Genomic DNA, 18,669 nt, shown 5'->3' on the forward strand with positions numbered 1-18,669 from the left:
GCCGAGGTGTCAGATGCGCGGCGGCACGTCCGGCGGCAACGCCGAGTGGTTCTCGCCGTAGTAGCCGCCCAGCCGGTCCCGGTAGCCCGGGTCGGCGTGGCTGGACTCGTCGTACTCCGGGGCGGCCTTGATCTGGTCCTTCTCCCGGTCGACGTGCACGGTCCGGGCGTCGTGGTCGACGTGGTTCACGGTGCCGGCCGGGAGCATCACCTTCTTGCCGAAGATCCACGGCCCGGTGTCCACGACCAGGTAGCTGTCGTCCACCTCGTGGCTCGCCCGGTCGATCTTGCCGATGGCGCCGTCGGTGGCCTCGACCTTGTAGCCGGTCAGGTCGGCGCTCGCCACGCCCGCCTCGTCGCGGTAGCGCCACGGGTCGAAGGCGCCCGCCGGAGCGCCCCCGGCGACCGTGCCCCGGCCGTCGTCGAGGATCGGCTCGGTGCCGCCGTGCGTGGCGCGCGGGTCCAGTCCGTCCATGTGCCGCCTCCCGTCCCCAGGGCCGCGGCCGTCGCGGCGCCGTCAGTCGAAAGGGTTACCCACCCTGTCCGGGCACCAACCCGCCGGCGGCCGGCCCGCCGACGCCGAGGGGCCGGCGCCACGGTGGTGACGCCGGCCCCTCGGGTCGTCGGCCCGCGCGGTGCCGGTCGGGCGCGCACGGGCCGGTGGGTCAGGTCAGTGCGGCCTCCGCGTCCAGGGTCACCGCGGCGGCGTGTACGACGGCGGCGATCCGCAGTCCCTCGTGCACCTGCTCACGGCTGAACCCGGCGGCGCGCAGCGTCTTCTCGTGCGACTCCAGGCAGACGCCGCAGCCGGTGATCGCCGAGACGGCGAGGCACCACAGCTCGAAGTCGGTCTTCTCCACGCCGGGGCGGGCGATGATCTGCATCCGCAGCCGGGCCGGCAGCGACGCGTACTGCTCGTCGCCGATCAGGTGCTTGGCCCGGTAGTAGACGTTGTTCATCGCCATGACCGCCGCCGCGCCCTTGGCCGCCTCGACCGCCTCGGGCGTGAGGTGACCGGCCGCCTCGGCGGCGATCTCCCGCAGCACCACCGGGTTGCGGGCCGCCACCGCGCAGGCCAGGGCGGTGCCCCACGCCTGCTCCGGCTTCAGCGTCGAGGTGGTGATGGTGGAGCCGAGGTTGAGCCGGATGTCCTTGGCGTACTCGGGCAGACCCGCCTTGATCACGTCCAGGCCCATGGTCAGGCCCCGGCGCCGGCGAGGAGCGCGTTGGCGTCGAGCGTCGCCCCGCCCTTGTTCCAGTTGCACGGGCACAGCTCGTCGGTCTGGAGCGCGTCGAGCACCCGCAGCACCTCGGAGACGTTGCGGCCGACCGAACCGGCGGTCACCATGGCGAACTGGATCTCGTTGTTCGGGTCCACGATGAAGGTGGCCCGCTGCGCGACACCGTCCTCGCCGAGCACGCCGCAGGCGGAGGTCAGCTCACGCTTGATGTCGCTGAGCATCGGGAAGGGCAGCTCGCGCAGGTCCGGGTGGTCCTTGCGCCAGGCGTAGTGGACGAACTCGTTGTCGACGGAGACGCCGAGCACCTGGGCGTCCCGGTCGGCGAACTCGCCGTTGAGGCGACCGAACTCGGCGATCTCGGTCGGGCAGATGAAGGTGAAGTCCTTCGGCCAGAAGAACACGACGCGCCACTGGCCCTCGTGGGACTTGTGGTTGATCGTCTCGAACGCCTTGTCGGCGTCGAGCGACACGCAGGCGGTGAGTTCGTACTCGGGGAAGTGGTCACCGACAGTGAGCACGGGTCCTCCTTGAGCGTGACCCGGCAGCACCGCCGGGTCAGTAACTGGATCTGTTCAAGATTCTTCCGTAGCCCCGTTTGCGCTCGTGGCGGGCGTGCCCGCGTGTGAAGACGATCACCGGGCGGGCCGTCGTCCCGGAATATGGGTTTCGCCTCCCAAAACCGGGGGCGGGGTGGCAGAGTACGGGTCGTGACCAGCTTCGTCCTGATCATTAGCAGCTAGCGCGCCGGCCCTTCCCTCGCCGAGCGCGCAGACCTCCCGCATCCGCGGGGGGTCTTTTTGTTTGCTCCCCCAGGGCACGAGAAGAGGACTCCGATGACGTTCCAGGTGTACGACACGACGCTGCGCGACGGCGCGCAGCGCGAAGGGCTCACGTACTCGGTGGTCGACAAGCTGGCGGTGGCCCGCCTGCTGGACGACCTCGGAGTCGGCTTCATCGAGGGCGGCTGGCCGGGCGCGGTGCCCAAGGACACCGAGTTCTTCCGCCGCGCCCGCACCGAGCTGGAGCTGCGGCACGCGATCCTGGTCGCCTTCGGCGCCACCCGCAAGGCCGGCCTCGCCGTCGAGGACGACCCGCAGGTGCGCGGCCTGCTCGACGCGCAGACCCCGGCCGTGGCCCTGGTCGCCAAGGCGGACCTGCGGCACGTGGAGCGGGCACTGCGCACCACCGCCGAGGAGAACCTCGCCATGGTCCGGGACACCGTCTCCTACCTGGTGGCGCAGGGGCGGCGCGTCTTCGTCGACGGGGAGCACTGCTACGACGGGTTCCGGTTCGACCCGGGCTACACCGCCGCCGTCGCGGAGACCGCGCTGGCCGCGGGCGCCGAGCGCTTCGTGCTCTGTGACACCAACGGCGGCATGCTGCCCTCCCAGGTCACCGCCGTGATCGAGGGACTGGTGGCGCGGACCGGGATCGCGCCGGAACGGCTCGGCATGCACGCCCAGAACGACACCGCCTGCGCGGTGGCGAACACGATCGCCGCGGTCGAGGCGGGCGTCCGGCACGTGCAGGGCACCGCCAACGGGTACGGCGAGCGCCCCGGCAACGCCGACATCTTCGCGATCGTCGCCAACCTCCAGCTCAAGCTGGGCATGCCCGTCCTACCGGAGGGCTGCCTGGAACAGATGGTGCGGGTCTCGCACGCCATCGCCGAGATCGCCAACATCGCCCCCGACACCCACCAGGCCTACGTCGGGGCCGCCGCCTTCGCTCACAAGGCGGGGCTGCACGCGAGCGCGATCAAGGTCGACCCGTTGCTTTACAACCACGTGGAACCCACTGTGGTGGGCAACGACATGCGGATCCTGGTGACCGAGATGGCCGGCCGGGCCAGCATCGAGCTCAAGAGCCGCGAGCTCGGTCTGGACCTGGCCGGCCATCCGGACGCCCTGTCCCGGGTCACCGGGCGGGTCAAGGAGCTGGAGGCCGACGGCTGGTCGTTCGAGGCCGCCGACGCCTCGTTCGAGCTGCTGGTCCGCTCCGAGCTGCCGGACGCCGCGCCGGCCCGGCCGTTCGCGCTGGAGTCGTACCGGGTGATCGTCGAGCACCGCGAGGACGGCGCCGTGGTCTCCGAGGCGACGGTGAAGATCCGGGTACGCGGCGAGCGGGTGATCGCCACCGCCGAGGGCAACGGCCCGGTCAACGCGCTGGACGAGGCGCTGCGGGTGGGTCTGGCCCGGCACTACCCGGAGCTGCGCGAGTTCGAGCTGGCCGACTACAAGGTCCGCATCCTGGAGGGCAGCCACGGCACCGGCGCGGTGACGCGCGTGCTCGTGGAGACCGCCGGCGCCGGCCGCGACTGGACCACTGTGGGCGTACACCCGAACGTGGTCGAGGCGAGCTGGCACGCCCTGGTCGACGCGCTCACCTACGGCCTGGACCGGGCCCGGGTGCCGGGCGCGACGGCGGCCTGACTCACCCGGCCGGTAGGCGCAGCTCGACCAGCAGCGCGCGGTGGTCGCTCCCAGGCACCGGACGGGTGCCGGCGGCGCGGACCGCGATGCGCCGGTCCACCAGCACGTGGTCGATGGCGACCGGCGGGATCGGGTCGCCGTCGTACGGGCCCCAGGTGCCGCCGAACCCGGCTCCGGCCGCGTCCGCCGCGTCGGTGTAGCCGGTGGCGATCAGGTCCCGCAGCGCCGCGTGGTCGAGCGTGGCGTTGAAGTCGCCGGCCAGCACGCTCAGCCCGCCGTCCGGGGTGGCCGGCGGCTGGGCGCGCTGGTCGGTCCACCAGTCCGGCACCACGTCCGGGGCGTACGGCGCGGCCGGGTGCGCCGACTCCACCCGCAGCGGCGGCGCCCCGGGCACCGTCACCGTCGCGTACGCCTGGGTGAAGAAGAAGCCCTGGTTGCGCCGGTGGCCGGTGTCGCGCAGCGGGTGCCGGGCGTACACGCCGGAGCCGGTCGAGCCGACCTCGGGGGTCAGCGACCGGTACGGCAGCAGCGCGGCCAGGCCGAGCCGGTCCAGCTCGGCGGCCAGCGGCGGGGTGAGCTCCTGCACCGTGAGCACGTCCACCCGGCGCGTCCGGACCAGGTCCACCAGCGCCGCCGGATCGGCCGAGCCGAGACGCAGGTTGGCGGTGAGCAGCCGCAGCGCCGGCCCGTCGGCGGCGGGCCGGTCGCCGGGGACCGCGCGGGGCGCCACCGCGCCGGCCAGCGCCAGCGCGGCGAGGGCCGCGACCACCGCCGGGGCGCGGCGCCGCAGGGCGAGCGCCGCCACCGCCACGACCGGGGCCACGGCGGCGGCGTACGGCGTGAACGCGATGGCCAGCACCATCGGACCGCGTTCCAGTCCGGTCAGGCGCACCAGCGCCCACGCGGCGACCGGCGCGACCGCGAGCCAGCACGCGACGGTGGCCGGGCGGCCGCCCCGGGTGCCGGCCCGGGGCAGGCGCGGCAGGGTGATCATGACGGTGAGGCTACCCCGATCCGGGCCGGCGCGACGCCCTCCGAAACAATTTCGTGAATTGTTTCTCGCAATTTTGGGGCATCTATGCGGATCGGTCGGACACGCAATAACACTATTGACCGCCCGCATTTTACGGTGCTAGGTTCCACCTGGTTGAGACGTCGCGACTCTCTGTAGTAAGGCCAGCTCACGAGCGGTGCGCTCCCGAGCGGATACCCGATGATCCGCAATTTTGACGCGCGCAGTCGCCGTATCACCACGGTCTACCAAGGGAGAACTCATGGCCACATTCTTCAAGCGAAAGGCGACGGTGGTGGCGCTCGCCGCGCTGTCCCTCAGCCTGGCCGGTGGCGGGATCGCCGCGGCCGCCCAGCCGGAGGCGAAGCCGCAGCCCGGCGCCCGGCACTCCACGGCGCAGCCGCCGGTGACCGCCGTCGAGCGGCAGGCCGCCCGGACCGCGATGCGGGCCACCCTGGCCCCACCGGCCGCCGGCCAGGTCGCCTGGGCCGTCGTGGCGGCCAACGGGACGCTGTTGCAGCACTCCGGCAACGTGGTGTCCTCGTTCCGGTTCACCCCGGGCACCGGCGTCACCGCCGGGCAGTACCAGGTGCTGCTGGACTACAACGTCTCGGCCAAGGCGTACGTGGCGACCATCGGCACGAACGACCCGGCGAACGTGCCGCCCGCCGGTGAGGTGTCGGTCGCGCCCCGCACGCTGACCCCGAACGCGGTCTTCGTGCAGACCCGCAACTCCACCGGCGGCGCCGCCGACCGGCCGTTCCACCTGGTCATCGCCAACTGACCCGTCCGGCCCCGCACCGGCCCCCGCTCCGGCGGGGGCCGGTGTCGTGTTCCGTGCCGGTCCGGCCGGTGCCGCGCCGCTTCGTGCCGTTCCCGCCCGGCTGGGGAGATGCTGCCCGTCCGGCCCGCAGACCACCGTCCAGGGGCCGATAATCCGACGTTTGTCGCCGGTCCGGTACGGGAAGCAAGCACCGTGACGGACATCTCGGACACCCCGGCCAGCGTGCTCAGCCCGGTCGACGCCGACGCGAGCGGCGTCGAGCTGGAACAGACCCTCGTCGAGGTCAAACGCGTGATCGTCGGGCAGGATCGGCTCGTCGACCGCCTGCTCACCGCCCTGATCGCGGACGGGCACTGCCTGCTGGAGGGCGTACCGGGGGTGGCCAAGACGCTGGCGGCGCAGACGCTCGCCACAGTGGTCGGTGGCACGTTCTCCCGGATCCAGTTCACCCCCGACCTGGTTCCCTCCGACATCGTCGGCACCCGCATCTACCGCGCCTCCACCGAACAGTTCGACGTGGAGCTGGGGCCGATCATGGCGAACCTGGTGCTCGCCGACGAGATCAACCGGGCCCCGGCCAAGGTGCAGTCGGCGCTGCTCGAGGCGATGGCCGAGCGGCAGGTCTCCATCGCCGGCCGGAGCTGGCCGGTGCCGGACCCGTTCCTGGTCCTGGCCACCCAGAACCCGATCGAGTCCGAGGGCGTCTACCAGCTCCCCGAGGCGCAACGCGACCGCTTCCTGATGAAGGTCGTGGTCGACTACCCGAGCGACGCCGACGAGCTGGCCATCCTCTACCGGATGAGCACCGAGCGGCCCACCGCGCGTACCGTGCTCGACCCGAACCGGCTGCGCGATCTCCAGCGCCGCGCCACCGACGTCTTCGTCCACCACGCGCTCGCCGAGTACGTGGTCCGGCTCATCCTCGCCACCCGCGACCCGGAGCGCTTCGGCCTGCCCGACGTCGCGCCCCTGCTGGCGTACGGGGCCAGCCCCCGGGCCACGCTCGGCCTGGTGGCCGCCGCCCGCGCCCAGGCGCTCATCCACGGCCGGGACTACGTGCTCCCCGAGGACATCCGGGAACTGGCGGTGGACGTGCTGGCGCACCGGCTCGTGCTCTCCTTCGACGCGATCGCCGACGGGATCTCCGGCGAGGACGTGGTGCGCCGCGTGATCGAGGCGGTGCCGCCGCCCCGGCTGGTCAACGGGCCCACGGAGACGGTGAACGACCTGGCGGCGGCATGACCGGCGCAGCCGAACCCGGGCTCGCCGATCTCGCCCCGGACCAGCGGCTGCGCCGGCTGGAGCTGACGGTGACCCGGCGGCTCGACGGCCTGCTGCACGGCCGGTACCGCGGCCTGCTCCCCGGACCCGGCAGCGAGGCGGCCGGCAGCCGGGAGTACCGCCCCGGCGAGGACGAGGTACGCCGGATGGACTGGGCGGTCACCGCCCGGACCACCGTTCCGCACGTCCGCGAGGTCGACGCGGACCGGGAACTGACCACCTGGCTGCTCGTCGACGCCAGCCCCAGCATGGAGTACGGCACGTCCACGCTGGACAAACGGGAGCTGGCGGTGGCGGCCGTGGCGGCGGTCGGCTTCCTCACCGCCGGAGTCGGCAACCGGCTCGGCGCCCAGGTGCTCACGCCGGACGGGCTGCGCCGGTTCCCGGCCCGCAGCGGGCGTACCCATCTGCTCGGGCTGCTCCGCGCGCTGCTCGGCGCCCCGCGTACCGGCGGCCTGCCGGACTCCGGCGGCGCGGGCGCGGCCGGCGCGGGCCCTCGGGACGCGGTGCCGGGCCTGGTCGACGGGCTGGACGGCCTCCAGCGCGTCGCCACCCGGCGCGGGCTCGTGGTGATCGTCTCCGACTTCCTCGACGAACTGCCCGACGACCCAGACACCGCGCCGCCGCCGTGGGCCGCGGCGCTGCGCCGCCTGGCGGTCCGCCACCAGGTGCTCGCGGTCGAGGTGACCGACCCGCGCGAGCTGGAACTGCCCGACGTCGGCCTAATCACGCTCGTCGACCCGGAGAGCGGCCGGCACCGCGAGGTGTGGACCGGCGACCCGGGCCTGCGCGAGCGGTACGCGCGCGCCGCCGCCGAGCAGCGCGACCAGGTACGCCGCACGCTGCGCCGGGCCGGCGCCACCCACCTGGCGCTGCGCACCGACCGGGACTGGTGCGCGGACGTCGTCCGGTACGTGCACGAGCAGCGCCGGCTGGCCATGGTGCCGGCCGCCGCCCGCGGAGGTGTCGCATGACCTGGCAGTCACCCGCCCGCCTCTGGCTGCTGCTCGCCGTCGTCGCCCTGGTCGCCGGCTATCTGGTGCTGCAACGACGGCAGAGCAGGTACGCGGTGCGCTTCACCAACCTGCGCCTGCTCGACCGGGTCGCCCCGCGCCGCCCGGCCTGGCGGCGGCACGTCCCGGCGGGCCTGTTCCTCGCCATGCTCGCGCTGCTGGTGGTCGGGTTCGCCCGGCCCGAGGCGGAGGTGCGGGTGCCCCGGGAACGGGCCACGGTGATGGTCGCGGTGGACGTCTCCACCTCGATGCTCGCCGGTGACGTGGACCCGGACCGGTTGACCGCGGCCAAGGAGGCGGGCCGGCGGTTCGTCGACGGGCTGCCGGACGAGTTCAACGTCGGCCTCGTCGCGTTCGCCGGCAGCGCGGCGGTGCTGGTGCCGCCGAGCACCGACCGGGAGGCGCTGCACGACGGCATCGGGCGGCTGGCCGAGGGCATCACCGGCGTGCAGGGCACCGCCATCGGCGAGGCGATCAGCACCTCGCTCGGCGCGGTCAAGAGCCTGGACGCCACCGCCGCCAAGGACCCGCCGCCGGCCCGGATCATCATCCTCTCCGACGGCGCGAACACCTCCGGCATGGACCCGATGGAGGCCGCCGACCAGGCGGTCGCCGCGAAGGTGCCGGTGCACACCATCTCCTTCGGCACCCCGGGCGGCTCGGTCGACCGGGGCGGCCGGGCGATCCAGGTGCCGGTGGACGGCCAGACGCTGCGGGCGGTCGCCGAGCAGACCGGCGGCGGCTTCCACGAGGCGTCCACCACCGCCGAGCTGAAGGACGTCTACGAGGACATCGGCACCTCGGTCGGCTACCGCACCGAGCGGCAGGACATCTCGGCCCGCTTCATCGGCCTCGGGCTGGTCCTGGCGATGGGCGCCGCGGCCGGCTCGCTGCGGTGGTTCTCCCGGCTGCCCTGACCCGCACACCACTACCGCACGACATGTGAGGAGCCAGGCATGGCAGTGCAGACCGGACTCGGCGAGCCACGCGGACCGTGGTTCGTCTCGCCGGAGCTGGACCCGGACGGGCGCGGCCACCGGGACGTACCCGGGGGTGGGCCGGACGCCGGGCGGCGCAGCCTGCGGCACCGGCTGCTGAGTGTGGCGGCGGTGGTGGCGCTGTCCACCGTCTCCGGCGCGGCGGCCGGCACCTGGGCGGCCGACCGGGGCGCGCCGGGACCGACGGCGGCCTCCGCCGCGCCGGTGCCGGCCGAGCTGGTCACCGCCGCCGGCAAGACGGTGCCCGGGGTGGTGTCGGTGATGGTCGGGGGCCGTTCCGGCGCGTCCGCGTCCGGCTCCGGGTTCGCCATCGACAACGAGCAGCACATCGTCACCAACGACCACATCCTGGCCCGGGGCGGTGCCGGCGCGGTCACGGTGGAGACCTCGGACGGGCGGCGTTTCCCGGCCGAGGTGGTGGGCCGGGAACCGGCCAGCGACCTGGCCGTGCTGAAGGTGCCCGCGTCGGCCGGGTTGCCGCCGTTGCCGCTGGCCAAGGCGAACTCGACCAGGGTGGGGGAGCCGGTGCTCGCGGTCGGGTCGCCGCTCGGGCTCGCCGGGACGGTCACCGCGGGCATCGTCAGCGCGCTCAACCGGCAGGTACGCATCGGCAACGGCCGGCACACGGCGGTGCAGACCGACGCCTCCATCAACCCGGGCAACTCCGGTGGGCCACTGGTGAACGCGCGCGGTGAGGTGGTCGGCGTGAACACCGCGATCGCCACCATCGACGGCAACGGGTCGATCGGCATCGGCTTCGCCATCCCGATCGACCAGGTCCAGCAGACCGCCGACACCATCATCGGCCGGGGCGGCTGAGTCGCCGGCGCGGCCACCCGCGCGGGGTTGCTCCGGCGCCCCGCGCGGCGCTGACCTGCACAGGCGCCGCAAGATCGGTGCGAAGTGTCGGATATCCGGCGTGGGATCATTGGGGCATAGAAATATTACGCTGAGTATGGATACTGGCGGAGGTGGAGCAAGCTGTCATTGCGGCCCTCCTCGTGGTGGGCCTGATCATCGGCGCCGGTGTCGGCGCCTCCTACGCGCGTGCGAAACGCGGCTGGACGGACTACCAGACGATCCGTACCAGCGTCCCCGGCGCCCGGCGCAACGCCTGGCTCGCGATCCGGGGCGTGGTCGTCAAGCTCGCGGTGATCGCCCTGCTGCTCGTCGGCGCGGCCGCGTACGCGGCGTCCGGCGGCGGCGAGGAACGGGCCGGTCCCACGCCGAGCGCCACCCCCACCCCGAGTCACCGCGCCGGGCGCTAGCCTCGGGGAGTGGACGACGGACTGCGGGTCACCGATCGGCTCGTGGTGCCCGCCGCCGAGCTGCGCGAGCGGTTCTCCCGCTCCTCCGGCCCGGGTGGGCAAGGGGTGAACACCACCGACTCCCGGGTCGAGCTGAGCTTCGACCTGGGCGGTTCGCCGAGCGTGCCGGAGGCGCTGCGGGAACGCGCGCTGGCCCGGCTCGCCGGCCGCCTGGTCGGCGGCGTGCTCACCGTCACCGCCAGCGAGCACCGCGCCCAGCTGGCCAACCGGGAGGCGGCCCGCGAGCGGATGGCCGCGCTGCTGCGCGAGGCAGTCGCCCCGCCGCCGAAGGCACGCCGTCCGACCCGCCCCTCCCGTGGCGCGAAGGAGCGCCGTCTGGCCGAGAAGAAGCGCCAGTCCCAGCGCAAACGCGACCGCCGGGTGGACGGCGACTGACCGAAAATCCGTTGAGCCGCCACGCGCGCCGCGCGGAGAATTCCGCCACGTGATCGACTTCTCCGTCAAGCCCACGCTCACCGGCGAGCTCGTCGTGCTGCGCCCGTTCCACGACGACGACCTGCCGGCGCTCGCCGAGATCCTGGCCGACCCGGAGGTGGCCCGGCTGACCGGCAGCCCGGCCGGCGAGACGTTCGAGCCGTCCCGCCTGCGCGCCTGGTACGGCACCCGCAACAGCCAGGACGACCGGCTCGACCTCGCGGTGGTGGACCGGGCCGGCGGTGTCTGCGTCGGTGAGGTGGTCCTCAACGAGTGGGACCGGACCAACGCGAGCTGCAACTTCCGCACCCTCATCGGCCCCGGCGGCCGCGACCGCGGCCTCGGCACCGAGGCGGTCCGGCTCATCGTCGGGTACGGCTTCGAGCAGCTCGGCCTGCACCGCATCGGCCTGGAGGTGTTCGCGTTCAACCCGCGTGCCCGGCGCGCCTACGAGAAGGTGGGCTTCGTCGCCGAGGGGACGCTGCGGCAGGTGCTGCGCGACGGCGACGACTGGGTGGACGCCACAGTCATGTCGATCCTCGCCCCGGAGTGGAACCGGCATCGGGGTCACCCGGAGGCTTGAGCCGGAGGCGTCGAAGCGCTTCAATGCGTACGGGAGCTTCAGGGCCGTCACCGACCACCACGTCACAGTGACAGGAGTCCTTTCCGCATGTCCCGAAACCCGCTGCGCGCCGCGCTGACCGCGCTCGCCGCGCTGCTACCGGTCCTCGCCCTCGGCCTCACCCTCACCGCCACCACGCCCCCGGCCGCCGCGGCGGCCACCCCGGTCCGCGTCATGCCGCTCGGCGACTCCATCACCGGGTCGCCCGGCTGCTGGCGGGCACTGCTCTGGAACCGCCTCCAGTCCACCGGCCACACCGACGTCGACTTCGTCGGCACGCTGGGGCCGCAGGGCTGCGGTGTGCCGTACGACGGCGACAACGAGGGGCACGGCGGCTACCTCGCGACGAACGTGGCGAACCAGAACCTGCTGCCCGGCTGGCTCGCCGCCACCCGGCCGGACGTCGTGCTCATGCACTTCGGCACCAACGACGTGTGGAGCAACATCGCGCCCGCCACCATCCTGGCCGCGTACTCGAAGCTGGTGGACCAGATGCGGGCCGCCAACCCGGCCACCACAGTGCTGGTCGCGAAGATCATCCCGATGAACCCGGCGAGCTGCCCCGAGTGCGGCTCGCGGACGGTGGCGCTCAATGCGCTCGTCGACGGCTGGGCGGCCGGGAAGACCACAGCCGCGTCGCCGATCGTGGTGGTCGACCAGTGGACCGGGTTCAGCACCGCCACCGACACGTACGACGGCGTGCACCCGAACGCCGCCGGGGACCAGAAGATGTCCGACCGGTGGTACCCGGCGCTGGTCGCCGCGCTCGACCGCACCACGCCCGGCCCGACCACGTCCCCGACCGGCGGCCCCACCTCGTCGCCCACCGTCAGCCCGTCACCGACGACCAGCCCGTCGCCCACCGGCGGCCCGACGGCGGCGCCCGGCGGCTGCACCGCCACCTGGCGCCTCGCCGGTCAGTGGCCGGGCGGCTTCCAGGGCGAGGTGACCGTCCGCAACGACGGCGCCGCGCCGATCGGCGGCTGGACCGTACGCTTCCCGCTCGCCGCCGGACAGCGGATCAGCCAGGCGTGGAGCGCGGACGTGACACAGAGCGGAACCACGGTGACCGCCCGGAACGCGAGCTGGAACGGCGCGCTGGCCCCGGCCGTCCAGACCACGTTCGGGTTCCTGGCCGAGGGAACCGCGCCGAGCCCGGCGCTGACCTGCGTGGCGAGCTGAGCCGTCGGGCGTGCCGGCCGGCTCCGCTCAACGGGGGTCGGCCGGCACGGCCCGGTCCAGCGCGGCCAGCAGCCGGGCCCGCAACCCGGCGGCCCGCTCGGCGAACCCGCGCTGGGCCGCGGCGTACTCGGCCCGGCCCTCCGGCGTCTCCACCCGCACCGGCGGGTAGCCGAGGTCGGCCAGGTCGTACGGGCTGGCCCGCATGTCCAGCGCCCGGATCTCCCGGGCCAGCGCGAAACAGTCCGCCACCAGCTCCGACGGCACCAGTGGCGACAGCTTGTACGCCCACTTGTACAGATCCATGTTGGCGTGCAAGCAGCCCGGCTGCTCCAGCGCGTGCTGACCCTCCCGGGTCGGCTGGAGCACGTTGAGCGGCCGGGCCGGCGCGGTGAAGAAGCGGAACGCGTCGAAGTGGCTGCACCGCACGCCGCGCTCCTCGACCACAGCCGCCGTCGCCGCCGGGCTCAACCGCAACGGCCAGGCGTTGTGCCGTACCTGCTCCTGGGTCTGCCGGTAGACCATCGCCCACTCGTGCATGCCGAAACAGCCGAACTGCGCCGGGCGTCCGGCGGTCGCCGCGAGCAGCGTACGGATCCAGGCGATCGACTCGGCGCGCCGCGCGCGTACCCGATCGGTGTCGAGAGTGAGCCCGGCGGAGGCCGCTGTGTAGTCCGGGCCGAAACCGGCCGGGTCGGCGTCGCGCAGCACCACGCCGGCACCCGGGTGCCAGCGGCGCAACTGCGCCGGGCGGTGCGAGTAGTAGGTGAACAGGAAGTCCTCGACCGGGTGCTTCACCCCGGTGCGGCGGCGGGCCAGGTGCGGCGTCAGCCAGGCGTCCACCCGAGCCTCGTGGGCGTGCCGGCGCGCCTGCCAGTCGGCCAGGTCGAGCGCGGGGGCGAGGGCGGCGGTCACACACCCCAGGGTACGACCGCCGCCCGTGCCCGGATCACGCCACGTCCACCCGCACGCCCGCGGAGAAGACGCCGCTGCGCAACTCCAGCCGCTTCGGCGGCTCGTCGCCGCGCATGGTGAACACCAGCGGCAGCAGCACCCGCCGCCCGGCGGCCACCGGCTGGGAGAAGACGTCCCGGCCCAGGTTCGCCACCCGGGTCGCGTCCTCGTCCGCCGCCACCCAGTTGCCGCTCGGCAGGTACGCCCGCTGCAACTGCCCGTGCCAGGTCTGGTCCTCGTTGGTGAGGTTGCGCACCCCGACCGTGGCCAGGCACGGCCGGCCCCCGCCGGGCGCCGGTGGCAGGACGTCGGCGCCGCAGCTCACCCGGTAGACGGTGAACTCGAACGCGGTCTCGCGCAGCGGCTGGCCCAGCGCGCCGGTGACGCTGCTGCCCACCCACGCGCCGCTCGTCGGCTGCTTGGTGGTGTCCATCGCGGCCACCCGCTGTGTGGCCGACCAGGCCGCCGCGCCGACCACACCGGCGAGCACCGCCGCCGCCACGCCGACCACGAGCCAGACCGGCGGCCGGCGACGACGGCTCGCGGGCGACGGCACTGCCGTACGCGGATAGACGGTGCCCCGCTCGGCCGGCCCGCTGTGGCCCGGCATGCCGTTGCCCGGTCCGCCCTGGCCGGGTCCGGCTCCGCCCGGCATGTCCAGGCCGGGCACGCCGCCTTCGGGGGCGCCGGTGTGCATGGCGCCGCCTCCGGGCGTACCGGTGGGCGTCGCGGCGCTCCGCGCGGCCGTGCGCCGGCGGCGGCGCCACACCGCCCACCACACCACACCGGCGGTGACCACCAGCAGCGCGGTGAACGCGGCGAGCAGCACCGGCGGTCGCCGCCAGGCCGGGGCGGCGGTGACCTGCGCCGCCGGGGCCGTCGCGGCACCCACCCAGGTCGCCGTGGCGCAGTCGAACGGGCGGGTGCCGTCCGTGCCGTACACGCAGGTGGGAGCGGTCACCGAGCGGCCCGGACCGGGGACCGACAGCGCGGTGTGCAGCGTGGTGGTGCTCTTCGCCGGCAGCCGCAGCCGCCAGGTCACCTCACCGGCGCTCATCCCGGCGGGCCGGCTGGCCCGGCCGCCGCCGGTCACCGTGGTGGCCCGCGACCCGTTCGGCAACTCCTGCCGGACCATCGTGTCGACGGGTGCCGAGCCGGCGTTGCGGACCTCGATCCGGTAGCCCGGCGCCGGGGTGCCCGACGCGCCCACCGCCACGCTCACCGGGGGCATCGACGGCCGGACCGGGGCCGGGCCGGTGGTCGGCACCGCCGGGGGCACCGCCGGCACGCCGGTCGGGATCGGGGTGGCCGCGGCACCGGGGAAGACCGCCGGTGCCGGAGCCGGATGGGCGGGGGCGGCGGCCGCGCCTGGCGTCGCCGGGGACAGCGCCGGTACGGCGGCGATGACGCCGAGGCAGTTCACGAACACTGCCAGGGCCCTGTGGTGTCGTCTCGATGCAGGCATACCAACGAACCTCCGGACCCGAAGCTATGGTCCGGGGCCCGCCGGGCGGGTACGAAGCCGCCATTCCCGCCCCGTCCGGCGCGATCGCGCGTACCCTGTGCGGCTCCCGCCGGTCCGGTGCCGCCGGCGGCCCGCGAGGGTGTGGTGCGCGACCGCCGGGGCGTGCCGCCTGCCGGTGTCCGCCGGGCGGCCCGCGGGCGGGGATAGATTGGCCGGGTGCGTATCGCTCGTTTCGCTCATGCCAAGGGAATGTCGTTCGGGGTCGTCGAGGGCGAGCCGGAGGCCGGGCCGCAGGGCCTGACCATCGCCGAGATCGAAGGCCACCCGTTCGGGCAGATCCAGTTCTCCGGCGCCCGCTGGGCGCTCTCCGACGTGCGGCTGCTGTCGCCGATCCTGCCCAGCAAGGTGGTGTGTGTCGGCCGTAACTACGCCGAGCACGCCGCCGAGCACGGCAGCGAGGTGCCGAAGGAGCCGCTGCTCTTCCTCAAGCCGTCCACCTCGGTGATCGGCCCGCGCGACGCCATCCGGCTGCCGATCTTCTCCAAGCAGGTCGAGCACGAGGCGGAACTCGCCGTGGTGATCGGCGCCCCGGGCGCCCGCCGGGCCGACCGGGCCGCCGCCGAGCGGGCCATCTTCGGCTACACCTGCGCCAACGACGTCACCGCGCGGGACCTCCAGCGCTCCGACGGGCAGTGGACCCGCGCCAAGGGCTTCGACTCGTTCTGCCCGATCGGGCCGTGGATCACCACCGGGCTCGACGTCAGCGACCTGGAGATCCGGTGTGAGGTGGGTCGCAACCCGGAGGAGATGGAGGTACGCCAGCTCGGCCGGACGAAGGACATGGTGTTCGACGTTGCCGGCCTGGTGTCGTACATCTCGCACGTGATGACGCTGCTGCCCGGCGACGTGGTCCTCACCGGCACGCCGGCGGGGGTTAGCCCGCTCACCGAGGGGGATACGGTCACCGTGCGGATCCAGGGGATCGGGGAGCTGAGCAACCCGGTGGTCCCTGTCGCCTGATCGCTCCGATGCCTCGTTTCCGCTGGTCAGGTGGGTTTCGAGGGGTTGGATTTGGCCTGTCGGCACCGGGAGGGTAAAGTTCATTCCCGGCGCCGCAAGGGGCCAATGGGGTATGGGGTAATTGGCAGCCCGACTGATTCTGGTTCAGTTAGTCTAGGTTCGAGTCCTGGTACCCCAGCGCAGCCGCGGGTTCGCGAGAACCCTCGGACGCTGGAATCCGGCAGCTCACGCTGGCGGAGTGCAATGAAGGTTCTGGCCCCGTCGTCTAGCGGCCCAGGACGCCGCCCTCTCAAGGCGGTAGCGCCGGTTCGAATCCGGTCGGGGCTACAGCACCGACAGCCCGTCCCGTTCTCCGGGGCGGGCTTTCTGCTGTCCGGCCCACGCGCGCAGGGGGTGGACCCCCCTCCGTGGTGCCGGACGGGATGCCGCTAGACTACTGCCACACCGCCCGGCAGGGTGGTGAAGCACGAAAAAGTGCCTGGCCCCGTCGTCTAGCGGCCCAGGACGCCGCCCTCTCAAGGCGGTAGCGCCGGTTCGAATCCGGTCGGGGCTACATCCACGAACGGCCCGTCTCGCTCCGCGAGGCGGGCCGTTCCGCATCCCCGCCCCGCCCTCCCCGCGCCCTCCCCGCCCTCGCCCGTTGATCATGAAGTTAGCGGCAGTCTGAGAGATCAAAAATGCCGCCAACTTCATGATCAACGGGGGCGGGTGGTGGGTGGGGTGGGTGGGGGGCGGGGGGTTAGAGGCCGGAGAGGCGCTGGCCGGCTCGGACCACTGCCATGGCGTGGCGTTCGCCGGGGCGGCGGCCGAGGCGCTCGATCGGGCCGGAGATGCTGATCGCGGCGATCACCCGCCCGGTCCGGTCGCGGATCGGCGCCGAGACGCTCGCCACACCCGCCTCCCGCTCGGCGACGCTCTGCGCCCACCCGCGCCGCCGCACCTCGGCCAGCGTGCGGCCGGTGAACTTGGAGCGGGGGAGCAGCGGCATGACCGCCTCCGGCGGCTCCCAGGCGAGCAGGATCTGCGCCGCCGAACCGGCGGTCATCGGCAGCACCGAGCCGACCGGGACGGTGTCCCGCAGGCCGCTGGCACGCTCGGCGGCGGCCACACAGATCCGCTCGTCGGCGCGGCGCAGGTAGAGCTGGGCGCTTTCGCCGGTGGCGTCCCGTAGCGCGGCGAGCAGCGGCTCGGCGGCGGTCAGGAGCACGTCCGGGGCCGCGTTGGCCAGCTCGCCCAGGCGTGGACCCGGGCGCCAGCGCCCCTGGGTGTCCCGGACGAGCATCCGGTGGATCTCCAGCGCCTGTGCCAGCCGGTGCGCGGTGGCCCGGGGCAGCTTGGTGCGTTCAACGAGTTCGGCCAGGCTAGCGCCGTCGACACAGGCGGCCAGGATGACCACCGCCTTGTCGAGAACGCCGACACCGCTCATACTGTGTCCCACAAGCCGAAATTTACCTCCCAGAATTTAGGATGTCCAGATGGTGGGAGTCACTCAACCGAGGACCCTGGCCGAGAAGGTCTGGGACGCACACGTGGTCCGCTCCGCCGCCGGCGAGCCGGACCTGCTCTTCATCGACCTGCACCTGCTGCACGAGGTGACCAGCCCGCAGGCGTTCGACGGTCTGCGTCTGGCCGGGCGCGGGGTCCGCCGTACCGACCTGACGATCGCGACCGAGGACCACAACACCCCGACCGGGTACGACGACCCGGTGTTCCGTTCCCGGCGCGGCGACCTGCTCACGATCGCGGACCCCACCTCCCGCACCCAGATCGAGACGCTGCGTCGCAACTGCGCCGAGTTCGGCGTCCGCCTGCACCCGCTGGGCGACGAGAACCAGGGCATCGTGCACGTCATCGGCCCGCAGCTCGGCCTCACCCAGCCCGGCATGACGATCGTGTGCGGCGACTCGCACACCGCCACCCACGGCGCGTTCGGGGCGCTGGCGTTCGGCATCGGCACCAGTGAGGTCGAACACGTCCTGGCCACGCAGACGCTGCCGCAGGCCCGCCCGAAGACCATGGCCGTGAACGTCGTCGGCGAGCTGGCGCCCGGCGTCACCGCCAAGGACCTGGTGCTCGCGCTGATCGCGCAGGTCGGCACCGGCGGTGGACGCGGTCACATCGTCGAGTACCGGGGCGAGGCGATCCGCGACCTCTCGATGGAGGGGCGGATGACGATCGCCAACATGTCCATCGAGTGGGGCGCCAAGGCCGGCATGATCGCGCCGGACGAGACCACGTTCGCGTACCTGAAGGGGCGGCCCAACGCGCCCCAGGGCGACGACTGGGACGCGGCGCTGGAGTACTGGCGGACGCTGCCCACCGACGAGGGCGCGACCTTCGACACCGAGGTGACGCTGGACGCGAGCCGGATCACGCCGTTCGTCACCTGGGGCACCAACCCCGGGCAGGGCGTGCCGCTGGGCGCCACGGTGCCGGACCCGGAGGAGTTCGTCACCGAGCCGGAGCGGGTCGCCGCCCGCCGGGCGCTGGAGTACATGGACCTCACCCCGGGCACCCCGCTGCGCGACCTCGCGGTGGACGTGGTGTTCGTCGGCTCGTGCACCAACGGCCGCCTGGAGGACCTGCGGGCCGCCGCCGAGGTGCTGCGCGGGCGGCGGGTCGCCGACGGCGTACGCATGCTCGTGGTCCCCGGCTCCGCCGCGGTCCGCGAGGCGGCCGAGATCGAGGGGCTGGACAAGGTCTTCACCGACGCCGGCGCCGAGTGGCGTTTCGCCGGCTGCTCCATGTGCCTGGGCATGAACCCGGACACGCTGAAGCCGGGCGAGCGTTCCGCCTCGACCTCCAACCGCAACTTCGAGGGCCGCCAGGGCCGGGGCGGGCGTACCCACCTGGTGTCCCCGCCGGTCGCCGCCGCCACCGCCGTGGTCGGCCGGCTGGCCGCCCCCGCCGACCTGTAAGAAGGGCAG

At 73.7% G+C, this 18,669-nt stretch carries 19 protein-coding genes and 3 tRNA genes; 15 read left to right on the forward strand and 7 right to left on the reverse strand.

The features are described from left to right. Positions 1-9 precede the first annotated feature (9 nt). From ACN27D_RS22565 to ACN27D_RS22575, 3 genes are all read right to left on the reverse strand, one after another. Positions 10-474 (reverse strand): PRC-barrel domain containing protein, encoded by a 465-nt coding sequence (locus ACN27D_RS22565; protein ID WP_120571231.1) that lies wholly within the window; start codon positions 472-474, stop codon positions 10-12. Positions 475-664: 190 nt separating this feature from the next. Then, on the reverse strand, positions 665-1,195 hold the full coding sequence (locus ACN27D_RS22570; protein ID WP_421499939.1) for a carboxymuconolactone decarboxylase family protein: 531 nt from the start codon (positions 1,193-1,195) through the stop codon (positions 665-667). A 2-nt stretch (positions 1,196-1,197) separates the two neighbouring features. Then, the gene (locus ACN27D_RS22575; protein WP_121686053.1) at positions 1,198-1,758 is read right to left on the reverse strand and encodes a peroxiredoxin; all 561 of its coding nucleotides are present in this window, start codon (positions 1,756-1,758) and stop codon (positions 1,198-1,200) included. Positions 1,759-2,073: 315 nt separating this feature from the next. On the opposite strand from ACN27D_RS22575, the gene cimA reads away from it, so the two are divergent. Continuing rightward, the gene (gene cimA / locus ACN27D_RS22580) at positions 2,074-3,672 is read left to right on the forward strand and encodes a citramalate synthase (protein WP_120571228.1); all 1,599 of its coding nucleotides are present in this window, start codon (positions 2,074-2,076) and stop codon (positions 3,670-3,672) included. A gap of 1 nt (position 3,673) precedes the next feature. Here the strand turns inward: cimA and ACN27D_RS22585 are convergent, their stop codons facing one another. Then, positions 3,674-4,666, reverse strand: a complete 993-nt coding sequence (locus ACN27D_RS22585; protein WP_350814156.1) for an endonuclease/exonuclease/phosphatase family protein — start codon at positions 4,664-4,666, stop codon at positions 3,674-3,676. Positions 4,667-4,946: 280 nt separating this feature from the next. Here ACN27D_RS22585 and ACN27D_RS22590 point away from each other — a divergent pair, with 280 nt between their 5' ends. The 9 genes from ACN27D_RS22590 to ACN27D_RS22630 all read left to right on the forward strand — a co-directional run bounded on the left by ACN27D_RS22590 (position 4,947) and on the right by ACN27D_RS22630 (position 12,306). After that, the gene (locus ACN27D_RS22590; protein WP_120571227.1) at positions 4,947-5,468 is read left to right on the forward strand and encodes a hypothetical protein; all 522 of its coding nucleotides are present in this window, start codon (positions 4,947-4,949) and stop codon (positions 5,466-5,468) included. 192 nt (positions 5,469-5,660) lie between these two features. Next, on the forward strand, positions 5,661-6,710 hold the full coding sequence (locus ACN27D_RS22595; protein WP_121686054.1) for an AAA family ATPase: 1,050 nt from the start codon (positions 5,661-5,663) through the stop codon (positions 6,708-6,710). Beyond that, entirely contained in the window at positions 6,707-7,723 is a 1,017-nt protein-coding gene (locus tag ACN27D_RS22600) for a DUF58 domain-containing protein (protein ID WP_121686055.1), read from the forward strand. The genes ACN27D_RS22595 and ACN27D_RS22600 overlap by 4 nt, the downstream gene beginning before the upstream one ends. Continuing rightward, on the forward strand, positions 7,720-8,679 hold the full coding sequence (locus ACN27D_RS22605) for a VWA domain-containing protein (RefSeq protein WP_013284520.1): 960 nt from the start codon (positions 7,720-7,722) through the stop codon (positions 8,677-8,679). Before ACN27D_RS22600 ends, ACN27D_RS22605 begins: the two co-directional genes overlap by 4 nt. 39 nt (positions 8,680-8,718) lie before the next feature. Continuing rightward, complete coding sequence (locus ACN27D_RS22610) at positions 8,719-9,579, forward strand: S1C family serine protease (RefSeq protein WP_421499940.1); 861 nt, start codon at positions 8,719-8,721, stop codon at positions 9,577-9,579. 152 nt (positions 9,580-9,731) lie between these two features. Beyond that, positions 9,732-10,028, forward strand: coding sequence for a hypothetical protein (locus tag ACN27D_RS22615; protein ID WP_013284522.1), 297 nt, complete (start codon positions 9,732-9,734; stop codon positions 10,026-10,028). Positions 10,029-10,037: 9 nt separating this feature from the next. Beyond that, the gene (gene arfB / locus ACN27D_RS22620) at positions 10,038-10,463 is read left to right on the forward strand and encodes an alternative ribosome rescue aminoacyl-tRNA hydrolase ArfB (RefSeq protein ID WP_120571223.1); all 426 of its coding nucleotides are present in this window, start codon (positions 10,038-10,040) and stop codon (positions 10,461-10,463) included. 49 nt (positions 10,464-10,512) lie between these two features. Then, positions 10,513-11,085: a GNAT family N-acetyltransferase gene (locus ACN27D_RS22625; RefSeq protein WP_120571222.1), complete on the forward strand. Its 573-nt coding sequence runs from the start codon at positions 10,513-10,515 to the stop codon at positions 11,083-11,085. Positions 11,086-11,172: 87 nt separating this feature from the next. After that, positions 11,173-12,306 carry a cellulose binding domain-containing protein gene (locus ACN27D_RS22630; protein ID WP_421499941.1) on the forward strand — a complete coding sequence of 378 codons (1,134 nt, stop codon included), beginning with the start codon at positions 11,173-11,175 and terminating at the stop codon, positions 12,304-12,306. A 27-nt stretch (positions 12,307-12,333) separates the two neighbouring features. Here the strand turns inward: ACN27D_RS22630 and ACN27D_RS22635 are convergent, their stop codons facing one another. Together ACN27D_RS22635 and ACN27D_RS22640 are read right to left on the reverse strand one after the other, a co-directional pair. Then, positions 12,334-13,218 (reverse strand): 3-methyladenine DNA glycosylase, encoded by an 885-nt coding sequence (locus ACN27D_RS22635; RefSeq protein ID WP_421499942.1) that lies wholly within the window; start codon positions 13,216-13,218, stop codon positions 12,334-12,336. 34 nt (positions 13,219-13,252) lie between these two features. Then, positions 13,253-14,722 carry a hypothetical protein gene (locus ACN27D_RS22640; RefSeq protein WP_121686060.1) on the reverse strand — a complete coding sequence of 490 codons (1,470 nt, stop codon included), beginning with the start codon at positions 14,720-14,722 and terminating at the stop codon, positions 13,253-13,255. A 216-nt stretch (positions 14,723-14,938) separates the two neighbouring features. Between ACN27D_RS22640 and ACN27D_RS22645 the strand changes: the two genes are divergently transcribed. The 4 genes from ACN27D_RS22645 to ACN27D_RS22660 all read left to right on the forward strand — a co-directional run bounded on the left by ACN27D_RS22645 (position 14,939) and on the right by ACN27D_RS22660 (position 16,295). Further along, positions 14,939-15,742 carry a fumarylacetoacetate hydrolase family protein gene (locus ACN27D_RS22645; protein WP_120571218.1) on the forward strand — a complete coding sequence of 268 codons (804 nt, stop codon included), beginning with the start codon at positions 14,939-14,941 and terminating at the stop codon, positions 15,740-15,742. Between the two features lie 106 nt (positions 15,743-15,848). Beyond that, positions 15,849-15,920 (forward strand) — tRNA-Gln (locus ACN27D_RS22650). Positions 15,921-15,996: 76 nt separating this feature from the next. Continuing rightward, positions 15,997-16,069, forward strand: a tRNA-Glu gene (locus ACN27D_RS22655). A gap of 153 nt (positions 16,070-16,222) precedes the next feature. Then, positions 16,223-16,295, forward strand: a tRNA-Glu gene (locus ACN27D_RS22660). Between the two features lie 186 nt (positions 16,296-16,481). On the opposite strand, the gene ACN27D_RS22665 is transcribed toward ACN27D_RS22660, so the two are convergent. Beyond that, positions 16,482-17,168, reverse strand: coding sequence for an IclR family transcriptional regulator (locus ACN27D_RS22665; protein WP_013284529.1), 687 nt, complete (start codon positions 17,166-17,168; stop codon positions 16,482-16,484). A 49-nt stretch (positions 17,169-17,217) separates the two neighbouring features. Between ACN27D_RS22665 and leuC the strand changes: the two genes are divergently transcribed. Continuing rightward, positions 17,218-18,660 carry a 3-isopropylmalate dehydratase large subunit gene (gene leuC / locus ACN27D_RS22670; RefSeq protein ID WP_421499943.1) on the forward strand — a complete coding sequence of 481 codons (1,443 nt, stop codon included), beginning with the start codon at positions 17,218-17,220 and terminating at the stop codon, positions 18,658-18,660. The last annotated feature ends 9 nt before the right edge of the window (positions 18,661-18,669 follow it).

Source organism: Micromonospora sp. WMMD1274, assembly GCF_049179035.1.
Lineage (GTDB): Bacteria > Actinomycetota > Actinomycetes > Mycobacteriales > Micromonosporaceae > Micromonospora > Micromonospora tulbaghiae.